Annotated in this window: 18 protein-coding genes; 12 read left to right on the plus strand and 6 right to left on the minus strand. The window is 35.9% G+C overall.

Going from position 1 to position 23,416, the window contains the following annotated elements:
• Positions 1 to 1,242, plus strand: a complete 1,242-nt coding sequence (locus DYR29_RS13105; RefSeq protein ID WP_213277228.1) for a glycosyltransferase — start codon at positions 1 to 3, stop codon at positions 1,240 to 1,242.
• 48 nt (positions 1,243 to 1,290) lie between these two features.
• Here DYR29_RS13105 and DYR29_RS13110 read toward each other — a convergent pair whose 3' ends face one another.
• The 5 genes from DYR29_RS13110 to DYR29_RS13130 form a co-directional block, all read right to left on the minus strand.
• Complete coding sequence (locus tag DYR29_RS13110; protein ID WP_213277229.1) at positions 1,291 to 2,556, minus strand: glycosyltransferase; 1,266 nt, start codon at positions 2,554 to 2,556, stop codon at positions 1,291 to 1,293.
• A gap of 26 nt (positions 2,557 to 2,582) precedes the next feature.
• Positions 2,583 to 3,236, minus strand: a complete 654-nt coding sequence (locus DYR29_RS13115) for a glycosyltransferase (RefSeq protein ID WP_047373565.1) — start codon at positions 3,234 to 3,236, stop codon at positions 2,583 to 2,585.
• Between the two features lie 3 nt (positions 3,237 to 3,239).
• The gene (locus tag DYR29_RS13120) at positions 3,240 to 4,037 is read right to left on the minus strand and encodes a hypothetical protein (protein WP_213277230.1); all 798 of its coding nucleotides are present in this window, start codon (positions 4,035 to 4,037) and stop codon (positions 3,240 to 3,242) included.
• 180 nt (positions 4,038 to 4,217) lie between these two features.
• Complete coding sequence (locus DYR29_RS13125; protein WP_213277231.1) at positions 4,218 to 5,606, minus strand: MAC/perforin domain-containing protein; 1,389 nt, start codon at positions 5,604 to 5,606, stop codon at positions 4,218 to 4,220.
• A gap of 277 nt (positions 5,607 to 5,883) precedes the next feature.
• Positions 5,884 to 7,311 carry an MAC/perforin domain-containing protein gene (locus DYR29_RS13130; protein ID WP_213277232.1) on the minus strand — a complete coding sequence of 476 codons (1,428 nt, stop codon included), beginning with the start codon at positions 7,309 to 7,311 and terminating at the stop codon, positions 5,884 to 5,886.
• 438 nt (positions 7,312 to 7,749) lie between these two features.
• Here DYR29_RS13130 and gltX point away from each other — a divergent pair, with 438 nt between their 5' ends.
• Together gltX and DYR29_RS13140 are read left to right on the plus strand one after the other, a co-directional pair.
• Entirely contained in the window at positions 7,750 to 9,258 is a 1,509-nt protein-coding gene (gene gltX, locus DYR29_RS13135; RefSeq protein WP_213277233.1) for a glutamate--tRNA ligase, read from the plus strand.
• A 49-nt stretch (positions 9,259 to 9,307) separates the two neighbouring features.
• A complete protein-coding gene (locus DYR29_RS13140) occupies positions 9,308 to 10,264 on the plus strand; it encodes an acetyl-CoA carboxylase carboxyltransferase subunit alpha (RefSeq protein WP_213277234.1) in 957 nt (318 codons plus the stop codon).
• 60 nt (positions 10,265 to 10,324) lie between these two features.
• Here the strand turns inward: DYR29_RS13140 and DYR29_RS13145 are convergent, their stop codons facing one another.
• Entirely contained in the window at positions 10,325 to 11,089 is a 765-nt protein-coding gene (locus DYR29_RS13145; RefSeq protein ID WP_213277235.1) for a DUF6759 domain-containing protein, read from the minus strand.
• Positions 11,090 to 11,234: 145 nt separating this feature from the next.
• Here DYR29_RS13145 and tsf point away from each other — a divergent pair, with 145 nt between their 5' ends.
• The 9 genes from tsf (at position 11,235) to DYR29_RS23045 (ending at position 23,364) form a co-directional block, all read left to right on the plus strand.
• A complete protein-coding gene (gene tsf / locus DYR29_RS13150; RefSeq protein ID WP_047385945.1) occupies positions 11,235 to 12,059 on the plus strand; it encodes a translation elongation factor Ts in 825 nt (274 codons plus the stop codon).
• 431 nt (positions 12,060 to 12,490) lie between these two features.
• Positions 12,491 to 15,319, plus strand: coding sequence for a gliding motility-associated C-terminal domain-containing protein (locus DYR29_RS13155; RefSeq protein WP_213277236.1), 2,829 nt, complete (start codon positions 12,491 to 12,493; stop codon positions 15,317 to 15,319).
• A 114-nt stretch (positions 15,320 to 15,433) separates the two neighbouring features.
• On the plus strand, positions 15,434 to 18,832 hold the full coding sequence (locus DYR29_RS13160) for a T9SS type B sorting domain-containing protein (RefSeq protein WP_213277237.1): 3,399 nt from the start codon (positions 15,434 to 15,436) through the stop codon (positions 18,830 to 18,832).
• A 201-nt stretch (positions 18,833 to 19,033) separates the two neighbouring features.
• A complete protein-coding gene (locus DYR29_RS13165; RefSeq protein ID WP_213277238.1) occupies positions 19,034 to 19,828 on the plus strand; it encodes a hypothetical protein in 795 nt (264 codons plus the stop codon).
• Positions 19,829 to 20,111: 283 nt separating this feature from the next.
• Positions 20,112 to 20,876, plus strand: a complete 765-nt coding sequence (locus DYR29_RS13170) for a DUF6759 domain-containing protein (protein ID WP_213277239.1) — start codon at positions 20,112 to 20,114, stop codon at positions 20,874 to 20,876.
• Between the two features lie 95 nt (positions 20,877 to 20,971).
• Complete coding sequence (gene trmB, locus DYR29_RS13175) at positions 20,972 to 21,649, plus strand: tRNA (guanosine(46)-N7)-methyltransferase TrmB (protein WP_213277240.1); 678 nt, start codon at positions 20,972 to 20,974, stop codon at positions 21,647 to 21,649.
• Positions 21,650 to 21,669: 20 nt separating this feature from the next.
• Positions 21,670 to 22,362, plus strand: coding sequence for a DUF6759 domain-containing protein (locus DYR29_RS13180; RefSeq protein WP_213277241.1), 693 nt, complete (start codon positions 21,670 to 21,672; stop codon positions 22,360 to 22,362).
• Between the two features lie 6 nt (positions 22,363 to 22,368).
• Complete coding sequence (locus tag DYR29_RS13185) at positions 22,369 to 22,809, plus strand: DUF6759 domain-containing protein (protein WP_213277242.1); 441 nt, start codon at positions 22,369 to 22,371, stop codon at positions 22,807 to 22,809.
• Between the two features lie 366 nt (positions 22,810 to 23,175).
• On the plus strand, positions 23,176 to 23,364 hold the full coding sequence (locus DYR29_RS23045) for a bacteriocin-like protein (protein ID WP_156121119.1): 189 nt from the start codon (positions 23,176 to 23,178) through the stop codon (positions 23,362 to 23,364).
• Positions 23,365 to 23,416: the final 52 nt, after the last annotated feature.

A 23,416-nucleotide genomic window follows, 5' to 3' on the forward strand; every position in this document is an offset into this window, starting at 1 on the left:
ATGTCATTAAGCGTAAACTATCACGGTTTTTTTGAGGGAAATTTTGGGATAGCAGAGGCAACAAGGCTTAATGCTGCAGCTATGGAAAGCCAGGGCATTACAGTAAACCGCATCAGCTACTCAAGTGACACTCTTGAAAAGTCTAAAAGTGACGCACAGCCCAATGCATTAATTAATATTTTTCACATTAACAGTAATGTGACCCACGAATTTTTTTCAAAAAACCAGGATATCAATCTTGCAGGTCATTACAATATTGTCTATTGGGCCTGGGAATTTCCCGAAGTTTCAGATAAAACAGTTGAGTTTCTGAATATTTTCGATGAATTATGGGTTCCTAGTGATTTCTGTGTCAATATTTTTACAAAATATACAGGAATTCCTGTGATGAGATTCTCCCATCCGATTCAGAAGCTACCTCCTTCTGATGAATTTGATTTTGAAGAATACAATATTAAACCCGGCTCAAATGTATATATTACAATTTTTGATTCGTTAAGTACTACCATCAGAAAAAACCCTGAAGCTACAATTGAAGCCTTTATTAATGTTTTCAAAAATGATCCGGAGAGTGTTCTCATTGTAAAAACGCATAATCTTGACAGGAGTAAAGATGCACAGACAGTATTGGAAAAATACGCCGGCATTTCAAATATTATCATTATTAATGAGCATTTCTCAAAAGAAAAACTTCATTCATTGATTCAGAAATCTGATGTTCTTATTTCTTTACATGGTTCTGAAGGTTTCGGACTGACTATGGCAGAGGCTATGGCTTACGGAAAAATTGTTGTAGGAACCGGATATTCCGGAAATCTGGACTTTATGAATGTAAACAACAGCTTTCTTATTCAATATGATTTTATTAAAACCTCTAATACCAAAGGATTAATTGCTGAAGGACTTACTTTAGCAAGACCAAATTTGGAGGATGCCACCCAAAAGCTTCAGTATATAAAAAATAATTTCAAGTCCTTAACCTCTATTCAACAAAGTGCAGAAGCTCAGATCAGAGATCATTTTTCTCTTGAAGCTATAGGAAAACTGCTTAAGCTGAGACTTTCTTTTATTGACCAGATGGACAAAAAGGAAAATACTTCAGAAAATAGTGTCGGAAACGTTTTTTATCTTGCCGAAATAGACAGATTGAGTGGCAGAGTGAATTACCTTGAAAAGACATTATACAATAAAATACGAAAAAAAGTAAATATCTTTTTAAAGAAAATAAAAGGTAAAAAATAAAAAAAGCGGTGGTTTCATTGAATCTACCGCTCTTTAATTTTACTGAAATTATTTTTTTCCTTTCCTATTTCTAAAATACATTTTGATATCATATATCCACTGTATAGGCTTGCTCTTTTTGTAAATCCTCAGATCTTTTTTCAAAAATAGACTGTCCGCATATAATTTTATTAATGCCGATCTGCTTTGCTGAATCTTACCCTCAGAAATCAGCTCTATGGACCTTTCTCTGATCAGTTTCCCTACTCCTTCGAGTGAAAAGTCATTGGTAATTGTTTTACGTGCATTATCTGATGCAGCTTTTACATCATCTCCACCCTGGTATATTTTTTTTAGATATTGAGAAGCTTCTTCCAGTGAAGGTTCAGACCAGATGGTATTGGAATCATAATTAAGATCATCTGAACCGTAAGATACTTTCTCAGCATTCACTAAGAAACTGTTTTCAGCATTCATAAACTGCAGATTTCCGGAATATCCTGTAGCAATAACAGGCTTTCCAAAATACATAGCCTCTGCCATAGTCAGTCCGAAACCTTCAGATCTGTGAAGAGAAATATAGCTGTCACAGGTACTGATTACATAGTTCAAAGCATTTTTGTCAAAAATCTTTTCTACCACTTTGATCTTCACAGATTCTCCGATAGCCTCTTTTATCTGCTCCTTTTCCAAAGAAAACTTATCAGATTTAGAGGTTTTAATGGTTAAAAAAGCATTATTCTCTTTTCCTTCAAAAGTCTCTCTGAATACCTTGATCAGATTGAGTACATTTTTTCTTTGGATAGAACTATTATAATCGAATATGAATAAAAAATTAAAGAAGTCGGTATTATAAAAATTCAATGCTTCAGAATCTTCTGTCGGCTTCAGGTTAATATCAATGGGATGCGGAATCACTTTTACCGGAGAAGCGATATACTTTTCAATACATTTTTTGCAATATTCCGAAGGAGTCCATACCTCATCGAAAAGGTTAATATTCAAAAGATAATCTTCCGGAATAGTTTCTGATTCCCAGGCCATATACAGAATATTGTATTTTCTTTCAAAAAAAGAATAATCGAAATATTCAAAGAAGTTCGACATTTCCGAAACAGATGCTGAAACCTGAACCAAATTGATAGGATGATCTGCTTTATCAGAAAAACTGGTAAAGGTCTGATCATTAGTATCATGATTGGTTCTCACATCATAATTCATCAAATTAATGGGAATACCTGCACTCTGCATCGCTTTACAATTAAGCCTTGTTGCCTCCGCAATGCCAAACTCTCCATTAATAAATCCAAAAACGTTAATTCCTAAATCTGCCATTTTAGTTGTGTAATAATTCAACCTGATTAATCTTCCAAAGTTTCATAAAAATTATTCTGCTTTTGCTGCTTTTCAAAATTCTTTTTATGAATTAATGATAGTTCATATTTCTTTGGAATTTCTGTAAAATTTTTATTTCCATAGAGTACTTCATGTACTTTATTTTTCCAGAAGATTTTTTTATTGTTCTTAATAATCCTCGCCTGATAATCAGGAAAATTAATATAACCTTCGTTATTCATGTTCCAGCCCATCTGCTGTACATATTCTTCTGTAATTCCTTCTACAATATTGATTCTGGGAACGTAAAATATTTCGACACTTTTTTCTTTTTTAAGATAAGGTTTCAATGTTTTGATGAAATGCTCAGTAGGATATTCATCTGCATCAATCTGAAACAGGTATTGGCAAGTCGCCTTTTCTATTAATCTGTTTTTAAAAGTGGCAAAGTCACCTTCCAGTTTTGCTTCAATTTTTATAATATTATCATATTTACCCAGCAGTTCTGTCACCTCTTTATTTTTATTGGTAATATCCTGAAGTACAATAACCTCATCATTCTTGTCAATCAAAGGAAGAAGGACATCCAATAATTTTTTCAGTTCATTAGCTTCATCATTGACCGTAATACCATAAGAAACTGTTATAAATTTGCTGGAAATTCGTGAAAGTAGGCTCATAATTTAATTATAGATTATAGGATAATTGCCGGAAAAATGAGTAAAGTAATTTTCAGCAATGACTTGTTGTACGTAATTCTTATACTTCTTTGTGGGATAAAAACAGTATCCTGATTTTTTGTAGTAATATTTTCTAAAAAACTGCGGAAGTTTTTTCTCATCATGTTCTACCTCTTTTCCTTTTTCCGTTCCTTTTATTTTGTATAAAATCTGAACATTGAAAGCAGGAGGTAAAGCTTCAAACCAATTGTTGATCTGGGAAAAATAAGCGAAAGGTGTTTCTTCAAAACTATTCAGTTCACCCTGATTGTGTTCTGAAAAATAATATTCTTTGAAAATATCAGCTACCTTTTCCGGTCTGAAAATAAACACACCGCCATTGATACTTCCCTGCAGTAAAGGATTCGCCTCAAAATGACGGTCAGTAAAATACATCTCGCTGGTCTCTTCCAGTATTCTCGGAATATGTCCCCAGGTTTTATTAAATTCTTCAGTACCTCTCGGATCAAGAATAGCCCCGAAATATTTGTCTTCCGGAAGATAATCAAAGACAGAAGGTGCTTTATCTGAAATAATAATATCAAGGTCTAAGAAAAGAACCATATCATACTCCTTTGTTTCTGAAGGAATCAAAAGCTTTTGAGAAAGAAGCGGACGATGAAAAGTATCATCCATTGGTCTATCAATGATCTTTAAATCTGCACCACACTTTTTAGCATAGCTTTCAAACCCAGATCTGTTTTTATTATACATTTTCCAGTACTTCTCTCCTACGATAAAAAGGCAGATTGCTTTTTTCATTGATCATCTAAATTTTAAGGTACAAAAATACATTTTTAATGGTAAGACTGCCGGAAATATCCTTCCAGTGTTTCAATATCAACGAAAATAATGTCCGAATATTTATCTTATCCTTCATTCTATTAAAAAACCGCCTCAAAACTGAGACGGTTCTTTGGTTGTAAAATTTTAATATTTCAATTAATAGGCATAGAATTCAATTCCTTCAGAAACATAACCAGCCGGTCTTGCACTGGATCTTGAATAGTAATGATCTTTACCATTCCAATATCTGTAAATAGGAACTGTATTAGGCTGCTGAGTAGCAAAAGCATTGAACTCAATTCCTTCGTCTACATACCCTTGGTAATATCCCGGAGTTTTTGTATAATAGTGATCTTTACCATTGTAATATCTGTAAATAGGAACTGTGTTTGGAGCTTTGTATAAAAATGCATTGAACTCTGTTCCTTCATAAGAATATCCGCTGTAGCTTCCCGGAGTTTTTGTATAGTAATGATCTACTCCGTTGTAATATCTATAAACCGGGATAGTATTGAATTCCATATACACTTTATTATCTATAAGATATTGATCTACATAAGCTTTAAGCTGAGCTTTTTTAGTTGCATCTTTCACTAAGTCATAGATAATAACCAATCCGTTGTTTCCAAAATCCACCAAAACTGAATTCGTTGCATTAGAACTGTTCTGCCAGTTGGAAATATTGATTTTAGGATTTGTCTGATCTAGATTCAGATCTCCCATAAGTCCTTTTGAAGGATCCCCTCCTCTTGTTTTATAGGCTAATTTTTTAGAGTAGTTCATAGAAGATTCGGAAGTATTCACATCATTGGTTACATCTACATCAAAGATATCTTTCATTCCTACTTTCACCCCAATTCTCGCTGCACGGTCACGGCTCTGGCTTCTTGTTTCTGCCTGGAATAAAACATCCAGTTTTGCTCCTGTATAGATATCAAGTGTTACGTGAGTTCCATAATCCTCTACAATTTGTTGTGGAGTTTTGGTTTGTAGATCCTGAACGAATTCCGGAGTAAGATAGTCTCCCAGCATATCTGTAGTGGCATTGAATCTTACTCTTTTTTGTTTAATGGTAAGGTTATAGCTCCCGTAGATATATTTCCCTTCAAACTTATTGTTGGTAGTTACCGCAGAATTGAATCCTACAGAAAGTGTTTTCTTGAATAATGGAATACCGGCAGTAACATTCACTTTGGTTGAAACCATTTTAGAATAAGATTCTGCATTTTCACCATATTCTTCAGTGTATTCCTGTGAAAATGTGTTTTCACTGATTAACCTGTTTGCCTGCTCCACTTTAAAACGATCAATATCAATCACCTTAAAACCAGCTGCTGTTGCATTGGCATATTCACCGGCAACATTATAACCATGTCCTAAGACATCGTAAATTCCGTCTCCTGCAAATTTGGCTGCTGATAATCGACTATTAGCCTTTGCTGCCGGGCTTTCTGGGGTTACCTCATTATTCAGTTCTTCCGTTGAACATGAACTCATGAAAAGCATCAGTAAACTACTGAAGCAAAATAAAATTTGTTTTTTCATAGTATTAATTAAAAGTTTCCGGCAAATATAATATTCATCAGTGAGTGAAAAAAGAAACTAAATGATGATATATATCATCATTTAGTGAATTTAATATTACCTTAAACATCTGTTAATAAACACATTCACGGCTCAGGAAAGAAAATAAACAATCATAAACAAAAACCATTACTATATTTTCAACGTATTTGAAAACATACTGCATTCAAAACAAAAAGTGAAGCCAGAAAACTGACTCCACTTTATTATGACCACAATTGATTTATATTTCTGAAAATTAGTTTGCCGGAATATAGAAAGCGATTCCTTCTTTTACCCAGTAGCTAGTTGGACCAAGATTAGGATTCACAGTCAGATAATGATCTGATTGATTTCTTGCTTTATAATTGTAAACCGGAACTCTGTCTGCCGCCGGATCTTTATAGGCATAAAATGCTATTCCCATATATACATCCCAATAAGAAGACGGCTGTAGTGTACTTGACTGTGTATAATAATGATGAGCTCCTGAATTGCTTTTGAAACAGTAAATAGGAACTGTATTAGGTGCTTTGTATTCAAAAACTTTGAATGTCGGCCCTTCATTGGTCCAATAACTTGACGGTCCAAGATTAGTATTAAAACTAAAATAATGGTTACTGTCCGGCTGATTCTGATAGCCATATAACATTTTGGTATTATATTCCAATGAAATCTGATTATCAATTAGGTACTGATCTACATATGCTTTAAGCTGAGCTTTTTTCACAGGATCTTTTACCAGATTGTAAATAATAACCAGTCCGTTATTACCAAATTCCACCAATACTGAATTATTGACTGTGGAACTGTTTTGCCAGTTTGCAATATTAATTTTTGAGGTAGTTTCATCCAAGTTTAGTTCACCAACTAAACTTTTTGAAGGGTCTCCTCCTCTTGTTCTATAAGATAATTTATTATTAATATTTTTACTATACTCTGATGTATTTACGTCATTGGTTCCTTCTACATTGAATATTTTTGACATACCAACTTTGATTCCAATTCTTGCAGCACGGTCGCGGCTTTCGTTGGTGGTCTCAGACTGGAACATAATGTCCATTTTAGCTCCGGTATAAATATCAACCATTACGTGGGTACCATAGTCCTGTACAATCTGTTGAGGCGACTTTGTCTGCAGGTCCTGTGTAAACTCCGGAGTCACATAGTCTGCCAGCATATCTGTCGTAGCATTAAATCTTAGTCTTTTTTGTTTAATTAAAAGATTATAACTCCCGTAGATATATTTTGCATCAAATTTATGATTGGTAGTAACCGCAGAATTGAAGCCTACTGATAATGTTTTTTTGAATAAAGGAATTCCTGCTGTCACATCTACTTTCGTAGAAACCATTTTGGAATAACCTTCTGCATTTTCCCCATATTCTTCCACATACTGCTGTGTATTGGCATTTTCCGAAACCAGCCTTGCTCCCTGCTCAGTTTTGAATCGGTCAATATCAATTACTTTAAAGCCTGCGGAATTTGCATTAGCATATTCACCAGCCGCATCAAAACCATGCCCTAAGACATCATAAACTCCATCTCCAGCAAATTTGGCTGCTGACAAACGATTAGCTTTTGCCGGGCTATCCGGGGTCGCTTCATGGTTCAGATCTTCTGAAGAACATGATCCCATTAAAAGCATCAGCGCAGCACTAAAGCTAAATAAAATTTGTTTTTTCATAGTATTATTTTAAAATTCTCAACAAATATAAAATTCATTATTCGGTAGAATATAAAAAAACAACTGATATAAATCATTTATCAGTGAATTTAATTATCACTTAAAAGTCTATTAACAAAGGATTAAATTATCACATTATTGTGATTTAACAACAAAACAAATTTATGAAAATCAACTTTATTATATTCATCAAAAACACACAAACATTAATTCAATAATTTTTCTTTATGAGCCTAATTTCCACAACACAATTATTCATAACTATCATCCATGAATTAAAATTATGATCCGAAATAGAAGATTGAGAGCTTTAAAACAGTATTTCACAAAAATCTGCAGAAATAAATACAAAAATTGGAATCAAAAAAAAGAATACCAGGTCATAAATCACCTCTTAAACGCATAATTTTAAGTAAATTTGCAAAAATTAAAATTGAAATGGAGAAAGTAAGAGTACGTTTTGCTCCAAGTCCTACAGGGCCATTACATTTGGGAGGCGTAAGAACTGCATTATATGATTATCTTTTTGCTAAAAATCAAGGAGGGGAGTTTGTATTGAGAATAGAAGATACAGATACTGCCAGATATGTAGAAGGTGCTGAAGAATATATTGAAGAAGCTTTGGAATGGTGCGGAATCATCCCGGATGAAAGTCCTAAGAAAGGAGGAAAATTTGCTCCTTACAGACAGTCTGAAAGAAGAGATATCTATGACCGATATACAGAGCAGATCTTAAAAACAGATTATGCTTATATTGCTTTTGATACGGCTGAAGAATTGGACGTTATTCGTGCACAGTACGAAGCTAAAGGCGATGTTTTCTCATATGACAACAAAACCAGAAACGGGCTTAGAAACAGCTTGACGCTTTCTGAAGAAGAAGTTCAGAGATTGTTAGACGAAAAAACTCCGTATGTAGTAAGATTCAAAATGCCTGTTGACAGAGTATTGAATCTGGAAGATATCATCCGTGGAAAATTCTCTGTAAATACCAATACTTTAGATGATAAAGTGCTGGTAAAGAATGACGGAATGCCAACCTATCATTTCGCCAACATCATTGATGACCACGAAATGGAAATCTCCCACGTAATCCGTGGAGAAGAATGGCTGCCATCTTTAGGACTTCACACTTTATTATATGAAGCAATGCAGTGGGAAGCACCACAGTTTGCACACCTTTCTTTAATTTTAAAACCTGAAGGAAAAGGAAAACTAAGTAAAAGAGATGGGGATAAATTCGGATTTCCGGTATTCCCGCTTGATTTCAAAGATCCGGCAACAGGTATAGTTTCCAAAGGATACAGAGAAAACGGTTATCTTCCTGATGCTTTCATCAACATGGTTGCATTATTAGGCTGGTCTCCTGCTGATGATAAAGAGATTCTTCTATTAGAAGAAATGATCAAGGAATTTGATCTTCACAAAGTACACAAAGCTGGGGCGAGATTCAGTAAAGAAAAATCAGAGTGGTTCAACCATCAGTATATCCAGATGAAGTCTGACGAAGAGCTTCTTCAGATATTGAAAAACACAGCTATTGATTTCGCAGGTGCTTCTGATGAAAAGCTGTTGAAAGTAATTCACCTGATGAAAGAAAGAGCAACTTTCCCGAAAGATATTTATGAAAACGGAAAATTCTTCTTTGAAGCTCCAACTTCTTATGATGAAAAAGCTTCGAAAAAAGCATGGAACGATGAAACATCTGCAATTTTAGCAGAATTGGCGGCAGCTTTTGGTTCTACAGACTTTACTGCAGAGACATTGAAGCAGACCATGCATGATTTCGCGGAAAGCAAAGGACTGGGTATGGGTAAAGTAATGATGCCGTTACGTTTGTCTTTAGTAGGAGAATTGAAAGGACCGGACGTTCCGGACATCCTGGAAACCCTTGGTAAAGAGGAAAGTACCTCCAGAATAAACAATGCTATAAATAATTTTAAATAGAATAACCATAATTTTTCATACATTTGAAAGATTTAATTTACTTCAAGAAATGGAATATTTAAGTTTCGAACTTCCTATCAAAGAATTGATGGATCAATACCAGACGTGTTCTTTAGTAGGAGAAGAAAGTGGTGTTGATGTAAAATTAGCATGCAGCCAGATTGAGGATAAGATTTTAGAAAAGAAAAAAGAAATCTATGGAAATCTTACACCTTGGCAAAGAGTACAACTGTCCCGTCACCCAGATCGTCCTTATACATTGGATTATATTAATGGGATGGCAGACAAAGGCAGTTTCTTAGAACTTCATGGAGACAGAAATTTCGCTGATGATCCGGCAATGATTGGAGGATTGATTACCCTTGATGGTCAAAGAGTAATGATCATAGGGACTCAAAAAGGAAGAACAACTAAAGAGAGACAGTACAGAAGATTTGGAATGCCAAATCCTGAGGGATACAGAAAAGCTTTAAGACTAATGAAGCTTGCTGAAAAATTCAATATTCCTGTGGTAACTTTAGTGGATACACCGGGAGCTTATCCGGGATTGGAAGCTGAAGAAAGAGGACAGGGAGAAGCTATTGCAAGAAATATTTTTGAAATGGTTCAGCTGAAAACTCCTATCTTCACTTACATCATCGGAGAAGGTGCCAGTGGTGGTGCATTAGGAATAGGTGTTGGAAATAAAGTATATATGTTGGAAAACACATGGTATACTGTAATTGCACCGGAAAGCTGTTCTTCTATCTTATGGAGAAACTGGGATCACAAGGAAGATGCAGCCAATGCATTGAACCTTACTCCAGCAGATGCTTTAAGAGAAAAGTTCATCGACGGAATAATCGAAGAGCCACTTGGTGGAGCTCAGTATGATCAGGAGACGACATATTTAAACCTGAAAAATTCAATTTTACAGAATATCAAAGCTTTCTCCAAATTTACAGGACAGGAGCTTGAAACCCAGAGACAGGATAAATTCATTGCGATGGGTCAGTTTAAAGGATAAAAAATAAAAAGGTTAAGAATCTCTTCTTAACCTTTTTTCTTTAGCTTTCTTCTATCTTTTTTATTCTGCAACATTCAGTGCAATTTCAATATCCTGGGTAATCTTCTTCGGAGCAGAATATTTTGCATCACATACCATTGTTGTCATTATATACTCTCCTTTATCTACCAGAATGAAGTTTTCTCCTTTTGCAGGAACACTCAGGTTATAATATTTTTTACCACTTATCTTTACAATAAGGTTGCAGGCAGATCTGTTTTTAATATTGATATATGCTTCGTTTTTGTTAATATCATTATTAAAAAGATGTGTAAGCATTGCTGCTGTTCTTTTATTTTCTTCACTTGGCCCTGCTTTAGAAGTCCCGGCACTTTTTGCAGAACCTACTGATGCAAAGGTGGTTGTTCTTCTTTCTTCTTTTAAGGCTTCAATAGCCGCTGCAGTGTTATTGGAAACAGGCTTTCCGTTTGCCGTATACGTTTTATTTGCAGCAATAGTTTTACCGCTGTTTAGCTCATTATTCTTAACGATGTTTTCAATTTTATCTTTGCTGATCGGTCTAATCGTAGGTTTAGCTTCAGGAGAATTACCTGCCATGATTATATCAATCAGTTTTCTTTTAAAATAATCTGTTTTAGCATGTCCCGGATTCTGTTTCAAAAAGCCGGCAATCACTCTGGCTTCTTTTGAAATCTCAGCTTCCTGCTCTGTATAGATAATTACAGTTTCTTTTTCAACAACAGCTTTTGATTTTGTTTTTTTCTTTTTTTGGGAAAAACCAAGTGAGAAAATGCATATAAATAGAAGGAATAAGATTTTTTTCATTAATCAAATCTTTAAAATAGTATTAAATATATTAATAACGTGAAAAGTCATTTTTTAGTTTATCATTAAAATCATTATCTTTGCACTGCTCTAAATTTAAGCTAAAAATTAATACTAATCTTAAATAAAAAAAATAATAGATATTATGTCTTATACACCAGCTGCTGCAGACGTAGCAAAATTGAGAAACCAAACAGGTGCAGGTATGATGGACTGCAAAAAAGCTCTAGTTGAAGCTGAAGGAGACTTCGAAAAAGCGGTAGATATCCTTAGAAAAAAAGGACAAAAAGTTGCTGCTAACAGAGCTGACAGAGAATCTGCTGAAGGTGCAGTAATCGCAAGAGTAAACGAAGACAACACTTTAGGTGTAGTAATCTCTCTAAACTGCGAAACTGACTTCGTTGCTAAAAATGAAGCTTTCATCGAGCTAGCTTACGAATTAGCTGAGATGGCTATCTTCGCTGCTACTAAAGAAGAACTTTTAGCTACTGACTTCCACGGGATGACTGTTGCTGAGAAATTAGTAGAGCAAACAGGAGTTATCGGTGAGAAAATCGAAATCGGATCTTTCGAAAGAATCCAGGGAGATTTCTTAGGAGCTTACATCCACGCTGGAAACAAGATCGCTGCAATCTCTTCTCTTTCTGCTAAAGTAGACGGAGCTGATGAAGCTGCTAAAGCTGTTTCTATGCAGGTTGCTGCTATGAACCCAATCGCTTTGGACGAAACAAGAGTTTCTCAAGAGACTATCGATAAAGAATTAGAAATCGAAAGACACAAACTTACTGAAGAAGGTAAGCCTGCAAACATTATCGATAATATCCTTAAAGGTAAAATGCAGAGATTCTACAAAGACAACACTTTGGTACACCAGGACTTCATTAAAGACGGAAGTATCTCAGTTGCTGACTATGTAAAATCTGTAAATGCAGATCTAAAAGTAACAGGATTTGTAAGAGTAAGCCTATAAGCTCATCTTCAAAAAAAATATTGAATCCCGGTGAATTTGGACTGCCCCTAAAAAGTGTCTAACTTTTTGGGTGCAGTCCAAATTCACCGGGATTTTTTTATTTACAAAATCTTTTAATTACAAAATAATACACAAGCAGACATTCGTACCAAACCAACCAGTTGTCACCATTAAAATTGATGGCTCATAAGAGCATTATGTCATAGATTTTCTGATAGGAATTATTTCTGTCCCGGAAAATCAGATAAGATAAGTCTTGTAAAAGGGATATATTGTGATTTTCAGATAAACTGCCTGAAACCCAATTACCAGTTTGATACTCAGGATGGCTTTTATTTAAAAATCGGTAATATTTTTTAACATTTATTTATATTTTATTAAAGGTATTTCATTTTTTATTTTAATTTTGTAGAAATCCTAATTCCATACACATGAAAAGATTTCTACTCAGTCTGGTATTAATTTTTTTGACAATTAATACACTCTTTGCACAAAGGGATACAGAGCATTGGATTGCTCCTTACTATGATAGTTATGGTGGTAATACTTATACCAACATGATCTATTTGTCTACTGACTCACCCACCCCCTTTGATGTAACCATATACAATAACAATGCTCCGGTAACTACCGTTACCATTAGTAAGGGTAACCCACAAACCTACAAGGTTACCAATAGCCTTATCAGTGCAACTACAACTACAGAAGCATTCACTGTTGGTAATAAAGGGCTGTATTTAAAAGCAGCAAAGCCTTTTTACTGTAGTTTAAGACTTGCCCAAAGTGTTCACGGGGAAGTAATTACCAGTAAAGGAAAAGCAGGAATTGGAAAAACATTTTTCGTTGCTGCTGCTCCCAATACCTACACCAGCAGTATTCAGAACTTTACAGCAGGAGTGCTTGCTACTGAAGATAATACCAATGTAACAGTATCATGGAACCCTACTGCCGGAGTCGTTTTCATTAATGGAAGTCCTACAGGAAACACCCAAACCTTTACATTGCAGAAAGGCCAGTCTTTTATTCTTGCAGGATCTGGAACTCAATCTGGAAACCTAACGGGTTTTATTGGGGCAAAAATAGTTTCTGATAAGCCAATAACCCTTACCAACGGAAGCTGTAATGCCAACTTCTCTGCCAGTACATCAGGAAGTGATCCGGTTCTGGATCAATCTGTACCGGTGGACAGACTTGGAAATACTTTTGCAATGGTGAAAACAAGATCTACTGCTCCCAATTTAAATATGGAGGGAGGTCTTATTGTTGCTACTGAAGATAACACTCAAGTGTTTTTAAATGGCGGAGGAACTTCCGTTGCGACACTTGCTGCCGGAGAATGGTATAGAATTAATGAAACCAGCTATGTGGCTCAAGGGACTTCAGGACATTCAAACATGTTTATTTCGACGACTAAAAATGTATACTTATACCAATTTATTGGAATTCTGGGAAGTGATGCTACAAACGGATTTAACTATATACCACCATTGAACTGTTTCCTTCCGAGAAAAATTGATGAAATCGGAAAGATCAATGAGATGCCTATTGGCTCAGGAGGAGCCAGTGCAGTTCAGGATATTATTGTAAAATTAAATATCTTGACAGAGACAGGAGCAACTGTAATGGTAAATGACGCCCCAGTTGCAGCTACAGACGGACCATATCCTGTAACAGGAAATACTAACTGGGTAACATATGGAATCACCGGAGTAAGCGGAAATATTAAAATCACTTCTACAAAGGCTGTAACAGCTGGTATCAACGGAGGATTCAGTTCAGCAGGATACGGAGGCTACTTTGCGGGGTTCTCATCAATTCCTGTAATTGCGAAAAAAGCAGGAGAATGTGTACCGGGAATTATTCTTGAGCTGGATGACGGATATGAAACATATCAGTGGTACCGTGACGGAGTAGTCATTGCGGGTGCTACTTCTTACACTTACACTCCTACACAATCAGGAAACTATACTGTAAAAGTAACAATGGGAACATGTCCACCTGTGACAACTCCTATCTATAAAGTACAAACTTGTTTAAAAGAAACAACTCAAACGCTTAATGCTTGTTCTACTAAAATCATTACTCCTGCGTTTACATCGTCTACACAGACCGTGGTACCAAGTACAGTAGTAATTATAACTCCTCCTACAAAAGGAACAGCCGTGGTTAATCCAAACGGAACAATCACTTACAACCCAAATCCTGGATATTTAGGACCGGATAAAATAGTTTATAAATTCTGTGGAAACTCTGTTGAGTTTACAGATTGTGAGCAGGTAACACTCAACCTTACTGTAGTACCATTCATTGTAACGGACACCTCTATTAAGGCATGTTGGTATGATGTAGCTCCTTATGCTTATTTTGATCTTACGAAAGCGAAAGTGACAGATTATAATGCCGTTACTAAGAAATACTATCGTACATTAAATGACCTTACAGCTGGTATCAATGAAATCACAACACCGGATAACTTCCCTTCAACAGGAGGATTTGTATATGTAAAAGTAACCACAGCTGAAGGATGTACGGCCAATGCAAAAATCGAGTTGATTGTACTTCCAATCAAAAAATCTCCGATATTGGTAGATCAGTATATCTGTATGGATGCTAAAACCAATCTGGACGCAGGTTCCGGATATGACTCTTACCAATGGAGCACAGGCGCTACTACTTCAGGTATCAGAGATATTGGTGTTGGAGAATATACTGTAATACTTGGTAAAAACGGATGTTTCCTTACTCAGACAGTAAAAGTTAAAAAAGTTGAAGATCCGGTAATCCAGACGATTGAGATCAACAACAATACAGCAACAGTAATTGTAAGCGGAGGTAAAGCACCTCTAAAATATGCGGTTGACGGAACTGCTAACTGGCAGGATTCAAATGTCTTCACAGGTTTAAGCAGAGGACAGCATACATTCTATGTAAAAGATTTCTACAACTGTACCCCTACTTCCGTAGAAATTACAGTTCCTAATCTATTGAATGCCATTACCCCTAATGGAGATAACGTAAATGATTATATAGATTACAGCGAACTAGCTTACAAAGAAAACCTAAGTTTTGTAGTATATGACAGATATGGAAATATGGTATTTACCGGAAATAAATTCAACAACTACAGATGGGACGGAAAACACTTTGATAAGAAAATTGGAACAGGAACATACTGGTACCATATCAACTGGAATGAATCCAACAAAGAAAAGACTCCAGTAAAATATACAGGCTGGATTCTTGTTAAAAACAGAGAGTAATAATTAGTTAAAACCATAATGATAAGCCACGATTTCATAATCGTGGCTTTTTTATTACATTTTCAAGCATTTAATACTTTTTATTGTTAAATTTGTGATAAATACTACTACTGAATGAAGAAAATTCTATCTTTTTTATTTATATTTTATATTTTCACCTCTGCTTTTGCCCAATTGGACCGGGAGCATTGGTTTGCTCCGATGGTAGACAGGACTGGCGCACCCAATCCTTATCAGAAACTGTATTTATCCACCAGCAGAACAACTCCTTTTCCGGTAAATATTTATAATAATAATGTTCTGATCGGAACGGTGAATATCAGTAAAAATAATCCGCAGAAATTCGATGTATTAAGGAATTATATTATTACCACGCAACAGACGGATTTATTCACCCCTACAACCAAAGGATTATACCTTAAAGCAGAATTTCCTTTTTATGCCAATTTAAGGTTCTCGGTATTCAACCACGCTGAAATTATTACTTCCAAAGGGATTCCTTCCACAGGAAAATCGTTTTACGCAGCCTCCGCTCCCATCACAGTGAGCAATAATATTCTGAACTTTATGACCAGTGTACTGGCAACTGAAGATAACACAACTGTTACCATCTCCGGATACACCCCTACGGTTCAATTTTCTAACGGAACTACCGGAGCAACCAATCCGACAATGACTTTCACTTTAAATAAAGGACAGTCTTATATCATTGACGGAATCGGGGATATAGCAGGAAACTCTGATGGTTTCATCGGCTCCAAAATTATTTCAGACAAGCCCATCAATGTCACTAATGGAAATTTTAACGGACAGTATGCAGGAAATTTCCCTTCCAGTTCTGATATTTTAATGGACCAGGCAGTTCCTGTCAATAGACTTGGAAATGAATTTGCTCTGGTAAAAGGTAACGGACCGATAGGTGCCAATATGGAAGGTGCTGTTGTTATTGCCACTGAAGACAATACTCAGATCTTTGTTAATAATGAAATACCTCCTGTAGCGACCATTAATGCCGGGAAATATTTCGTTATTCCTGATTCAAAATATATCCTTCAGGGAAACGGACATTATAATTTATATTTAAAAACATCAAAAAATGCTTATGTCTACCAGATTTTAGCCGGAGATTCAAATTCGGGAAATGAAACGGCGACCGGGGGATTCAATTTCATTCCGGCTTTGAACTGTTACTTACCGAAACAGATTAATGAACTAGGACTTATCAATGAAAATTTTGTTCATTCTAATGGTAATCCCGGAGGTATTCTGAACATCCCGACAAAACTGAATCTTATAACAGAAAGAGGAGCTATTATTACAGTAAACGGAGCCAATCCACCTGCAATAACAGGCCCTTACAATATGACAGGCACCACCAACTGGGTTACTTATGGAATTCCCAATGTGACAGGGACCATTACAGTAGTTTCAAATAAGGCTATTATGGCAGGAATCACTGCCGGAAGTGACGCCGTAGGATACGGAGGTTTTTTCGCTGGTTTTCCTACGCAGCCCGTTATTTTACAATCAGGTGTTGGCTGTATTCCCGGTATTGTTCTTACTGTGGATCCTCTGATCTATGACTCTTATCAATGGTATAGAAACGGCACCCTTGTTCCTGGAGCTACGGCATCTTCAATTACCCCTACATTACCCGGATATTATACATGTTCTGTAACAATGGGAAGCTGTGCACCTTTGGTTACTGAAAAATTTAAGGTTCTGAATTGTACAAAACTTACGAATGCATCTTACAACGTTTGTACTTCGCAGACTATAACACCTGCTTTCAGCAGCTCATCACAAACTCCTGTTCCAGGTACGGTAGCGATTACAACAGCTCCTGCTTTGGGTACTGCAATGATAAACCCTATTACAGGAGTCATTACTTATACTGTAAATACTCCTGGCACCTCCGGAACAGACACATTCACTTATACATTCTGCGGAAATGATCCGGACTTCCCGGATTGCGAAACGATAACAGTTACCATCAACATTCAGGCTCTTACGGTAATGAACACCACGTTATCTGCCTGTGATATAAACGGACAGGGAACGTTCAATTTGACTACAGCCAACGTCACCAACAATTCTCCTGTTACCATCACTTATTATCCTACTCTGGCAGATGCTCAGAATGAAAACACCACAGCATTAATCACCAATACAACATCATATACAGCACCGAATGCGACTATCATATACGCTGTTGTCAAAAACAATATTGGATGTAAAAGTATTGCACAAATTACATTATCTCTTTTCAATAAAGCAATTGTTCTGGATAACTATAATGGTGTTTTCTGTGATGATAATCTGGATGGAACGGTTACTCTCATACTTTCCAACATCACCCCTATTGTCCTCAATAATCCTAACTATTTTACCAATGTAAGATATTATGCAAACCTGGCAGATGCTAACGCAGGAAACAATAATACACTTTCTAACAGCTGGAGTTATACGGCAACAACTACAATTTACATCAGAGTAGATTCTCCTGACGGCTGTGCTTCTGTGATCAAGCCTTTACAGTTCAGTATTGGAGCTAAAGTAACATTGATTACCAAAACCGTTACGGAAAGTGTTTGTGATGATGATCTGGATGGAGTTAAAAGTGTGAACTTAGCGCAGTTTATTCCTCAGTTTACATTAGATCCCAACGTTACTTTCACTTTTCACACAACATTGACAGATGCTCAGAATAATGTAAATATTGTTTCATCCCCAGTTAATATTACAACTTCCCAGACTTATTATATCCGTTTCGAAAAAAATGGAGTCTGCCCGGAAGTAGGCACTCTTAAAATCAATATTAAAGTTCCTAAAAAATCGGATGTATTACAAGATAAGGCGATATGCCCTAAAACTACTACCACGCTGGATGCAGGACCCGGTTTTGAAAGGTATTTGTGGAGCACCGGAGCTACGACTCCTTCCATCACCAATGTAGCACCGGGAAGTTATTGGGTAGAACTCACTTTCAATGGTTGTGTTTACAAACAGTATGTAAATGTTACTGAACTCCCTCTTCCTATGATTACGTCTATAGAAATTGATGGGACAACGGTAAAAGTCGGAGTAAGTGGCGGCACACCTCCTTATGAATACTCTTTGGACGGTGTGGTGTGGCAGAGTTCCAATATTTTCTACAATGTACCAAGAGGAGCACACAATGTATTTGTAAGGGACTCTAAAATGTGTGAAGAAGTCAAGAAACCATTTGCCATTATCAACCTTATCAACACCATTACTCCGAATGGAGACGGTTATAACGAAGGAATAGACTATTCTGCTTTAATGGCCAATGATAATCTTGTATTCAGGATCTTTGACCGGTATGGTGCGGAAGTCTTCAGAGGAACTCCGGAAAACAGATATACCTGGGACGGAAGAATAGGTGGAAGATACGTGCCTACAGCAACCTACTGGTATTTCATCACCTGGACAGAATACGGTTCATCCCTCACTGTAAAATACTCGAGCTGGCTGCTTGTAAAACATAGATAAAAAGGAAGCCGGAAGAAAGCACTGCTGAAAATTCAGTATTCTTTCTTCCGGCTTCTTTATGTATATACACTCTTTTTTAAGGGAATTATAAATTTCTAACAGTCCTTAACAGTTTAATGTTAAAGTTTAATATAACTTTAACCACTATTCTTTATCTAACTAGGGAAAATTGCTTTATTTCTATGTAATTTTGCGCATTATATGAAGAAACTGTTTACTCTACTGCTATTGGTTTTTCTGGCAAAAATTAATGCTCAAATATATTCCGGGGAGGTATTTCTGAGAGACAACTCTATTTTATATCTCAATCAGGTATATGTCACAAACCTGAACACCCAGAAAACCGTTCTTACGGACTATAATGGTAATTTTAATATCCCTGCCAATACCGGAGATGTAATCCGGTTTACTTCTATTGTTACTGAAAGAAAAGATATTAAGCTAACGCCTCAATCCATGGTACAAAAAAATCTGGTTGAGCTTAAGATTGCTTACTATGAGATTCAGGAAATTGTACTCAGCAGATTCAAACCTACTGGAAACCTTCGGTATGATGTCAATTCATTAAGAAAAGAGGATAAGGCCTATGCTCTTAAGAAAGTAATCGGGCTTCCTGAACCGAAAGGAGACGGAACTCCTCCTGAACTTCCTGTTGCCGGATTACGAGATGGCGGGCTTACCTTCAGTCTTGAAAGCATCTATGATATTCTTTCAGGTGAGAGAAAGAAAAAACAGCGCTATCAGGCCTATGAAAGAATGAACAGCTCCGTTGCACAGATCAAAAACTATCTGGGGAAAGACTACTTTACAAAGTTTAAAATTCCTGAAAATTTAATTGATAACTTCCTTCAATTTGTTTATACCTCTGAAAACATTCAGGCATATGTATTAGCCGGAAACTTTGAAGCGGTGAAGATTCCTATTGAAAAATATCTGCCAATTTATCAGAAGAGACTTAGAAGTTCACATCTTCAGGAGGTTGTAAGCAATAATTAGAAAAATAATTCCAACATATATAAATAATCCATGTCTTCACATGGATTATTTTTTTTTGAAATAAAAGGAAATCCCGTCGTGCTCCCCTTCCACACTGCATCCGATACAGATTATTCAACTTTTATTGCATATCATTCTTCAATATTCAAAAATATGTTTAATTTTATCTCACAAACAAGTGTTTAAAATAAAATTACTTGTATTTCGTTATCCAAATAAAAACTAACCAACCCAAAACGCAAATTAAGAGAGAAGCACCTATTTTTAAACTTAATATTAATTAATGAAACAAGTACTTTTACTTCTTTGCTGTATGTTTTTCTTTACTGTGTCTGCTCAAAAAAAAGGGAAAGACTATAGTAATATTCTGAAAAGTAATAATATCTATGAGATCAACGCTTTCTTAAGAGATGCCCATCCTGATGATCCCCGAAGGTCTGTACTGAAACCAAGGGTAATGGAAATGATGAAGGAATACATCAAAAATGCACATCCTGCCGATCAGAAAGTAAAAGATATGCAGGAAATGCTTGCCATGCTGAAGAGAAGGCCTTCCACAAAGATCACTTTTGATGAAATGAATGCTATCATCAAACAAAAGCAGATAGCAAAATACAAAGCAGAACTGGCAGCAAAACAACCTACTACCGTTTATACTCCAAGTACTGCCCAGAATACTTTTGTTGTAAATGCAGCAGCCAATACAGCAATTCCCAATGCAGAAGCTGAAGAATTTAATATGCTTATGGCGGTTTCTCCCGTAGAACATAAAAATAAAACTGTAAAAATCCTCAACTCTTTATTTGATAACGATCCCAATGCCAAAGAATGCATTGTTTTGATTCAAAATAAATCAGACTGTAATATTATTGTACGAATGGAAGGTGTAGGGACTACCAAATACAGACTTGCTGTTCCCGCCCAGGGCGAAGGCTCAATTGTTATAGAAAAGGGCCAATATCTTTTCACCAGTTTGGTTTGCGGGGCACAATATGCATCACAAAAGACAATACAAAGACCTATCATGGTGGCTTTAGGAAGTCAATAGTCTAATCATAAACGGATTACCTCTCTGTCTTTTACCTTCAAAAGGCAGAGATTCTCCATAAATTTTCACTATTTTTGCACTCATTTTATAACTCAATGGGCAAGAATAAATTAGCAAGATTTGCAGAAAACAAAATATTACCGAATGTAATCCAACCTACAAGGGAAGACGCTTTACAAGGTTTTGAACTGAAGGGAAAATGGAGAGAAAATTTCTTTAAAAATGACAATCCGATTGTATTGGAATTAGGGTGTGGAAAAGGAGAATATTCTGTAGGACTCGCAAAAACATTTCCTGAAAAAAACTTTATCGGAATTGATATTAAAGGAGCAAGATTTTGGTTTGGTGCTAAAGAAGCGGTAGATAACAATATGACTAATGTCGCTTTTCTAAGATCACAGATCGAGCTTGTTGATCATTTTTTTGCTGAAAATGAAGTAGATGAAATCTGGATTACGTTCCCGGATCCACAGATTAAGTACAGAAGAACAAAGCACAGATTGACTCACCCTGATTTCTTAAACCGATACAAAAAGTTTCTGAAACCGGGCGGGATTATTCATTTAAAAACCGATTCAGAGTTTTTACATGGATATACACTGGGATATTTGCAGGGAGCTGGCTATGAAATCATCAGCGCCCATCATGACATCTATGGAGCACCGGAATATGATCCTGATACGAAGCACCTTAGAGATATCAAAACTTATTATGAAGAACTATTCTCAGCAAAAGGAAAAACAATTACTTACATTAAATTCCGGATAAGCTGATGAAGTAAAAATAACAATTGATGAAAAAACTTTTAACCTTTTTATTTTTCATATTTCTGTTCCCCAACTTAATATCTGCTCAGAAGAAAGTAAATAAAGACATCCTGAAAAGCGTTGATATTAAAGAAATTGAAGAGTATATTAAGAACACCCATCCGGATGACCCGAAGAAAAGCGTACTGAAGCCTAAGCTTATCGCTTTAAAAAACGCAGAGTGGACCAAAGGAGCTCGTACCGCCAAACCTATGGAAGCTAGGCCTATTATCTCCGATATTCCTAAAAGCATCATGAGAAATCCTTATTCAGAGGATGCTGAGGAATTTAAAAAGCTCATTGCTGAAACTTCTGCTGAGCACAAAGAAAAAACAGTAAAGCTTCTGAATGCAATGTTCAATGAAGATATTACGCGCAAGGAAGCGATACTCTTATTCAAAAATAATTCAGACTGCAATATCGTACTGAGGATTGAAGGAAAAGATTATTACAACCTTGCTGTCCCTGCTCGCGGAGAAAATTTCGTTGTAATTAATAAGGGTTCATATACGCTCAGCAGTAATATCTGCGATATGAAATACATCTCCCGGAAAGACATTAAAAAAAGTATATTTGTAACGATTGATAATCCAAGACTTCCTGAAACTGAGGTAAAGCCTGCTAAAAAGGAAACTTCCAAAGCAAAGGAGTCTTCGAAAAAAAGAAAAACCAAAAAGTAAACTAGTATGAAAAAACTATTAGTTTTTGCCGGGATCTCAGTGATCCTTGCAAGCTGTAATGTAAATTATGGCAACTATCCGGGAAGAAGCCCCTACCCTTCCTCTACCAGCAATTCAGGTAACAGAGCCAATACAGAAAGAGAATATAATGAACTGATAAAGACCTTTAAGCCGGAAACAGCAGACGTTCTTAATGATCTTCTTAACAGTGATGATCCGAAAAACCCGAAGACTTCTATTTCAGTAGAAAATAAATCTCCATGCAATATGGTCCTTACGGTAAGCGGGAATAATTTCTTCAAGAAAATCCCTATTGGCGCGGGGAAAATAGGATACACAATGGTTCCTAAAAATCAGAATTACAGGTTATCCGGAGTTTTATGCAATTCCACCTATCAGTCTACAAAGTTTATTACAACCTCATATTCTATAAAGCTTTCAAACTAACATACGACCCGCAGGATTCTGTGGGTTTTTATTTTTAATAAATGCATTTAAAATATAATATATAGTTAGCATTTATTTGAAATCCAAAACAAGCCATTTCTGAAGTTTTTTTAAGTAAAGCCAACCCTACTTCTAAACTTTCTAAAAACGTCATCTGAACATCCAGGAGAGGTTATCAAGGTTCATTACATTGCTTTGGAAACAATGTGAAAATAATCACAAATCCCGTCATTAAATGTTTAAGCCAAGTAAAATAAAAATATCTTATTGCAAATCACACACATAACAAATATTTCCATATATTTAGAAATATAATTGCGGTATCCGAAAAGCATATAGAGTAGGAAAAAAACTAAACTAAAAACCATGAAAAATTTAAAAAAAGTCTCAAGAAATGAGCTAAGAACAATTAAAGGAGGATACAGAAGCTGTATGGATGGCTGTAGCATGGAGCTCGGAGAAATGTGTTGCGGCGGTGTATGCAGAATTGGAGTAATTATTCCTAGTGGCGATCCTAATCTGCCTGACCTTATGGTATGCCCTAAGAAACCTTAGTATGAACAATAAAAAAACGCTGGACCTAAATCCAGCGTTTTTCCTATATTAA

The sequence above is a fragment of the Chryseobacterium indologenes genome (genome assembly GCF_018362995.1).
Classification (GTDB): domain Bacteria; phylum Bacteroidota; class Bacteroidia; order Flavobacteriales; family Weeksellaceae; genus Chryseobacterium; species Chryseobacterium indologenes_G.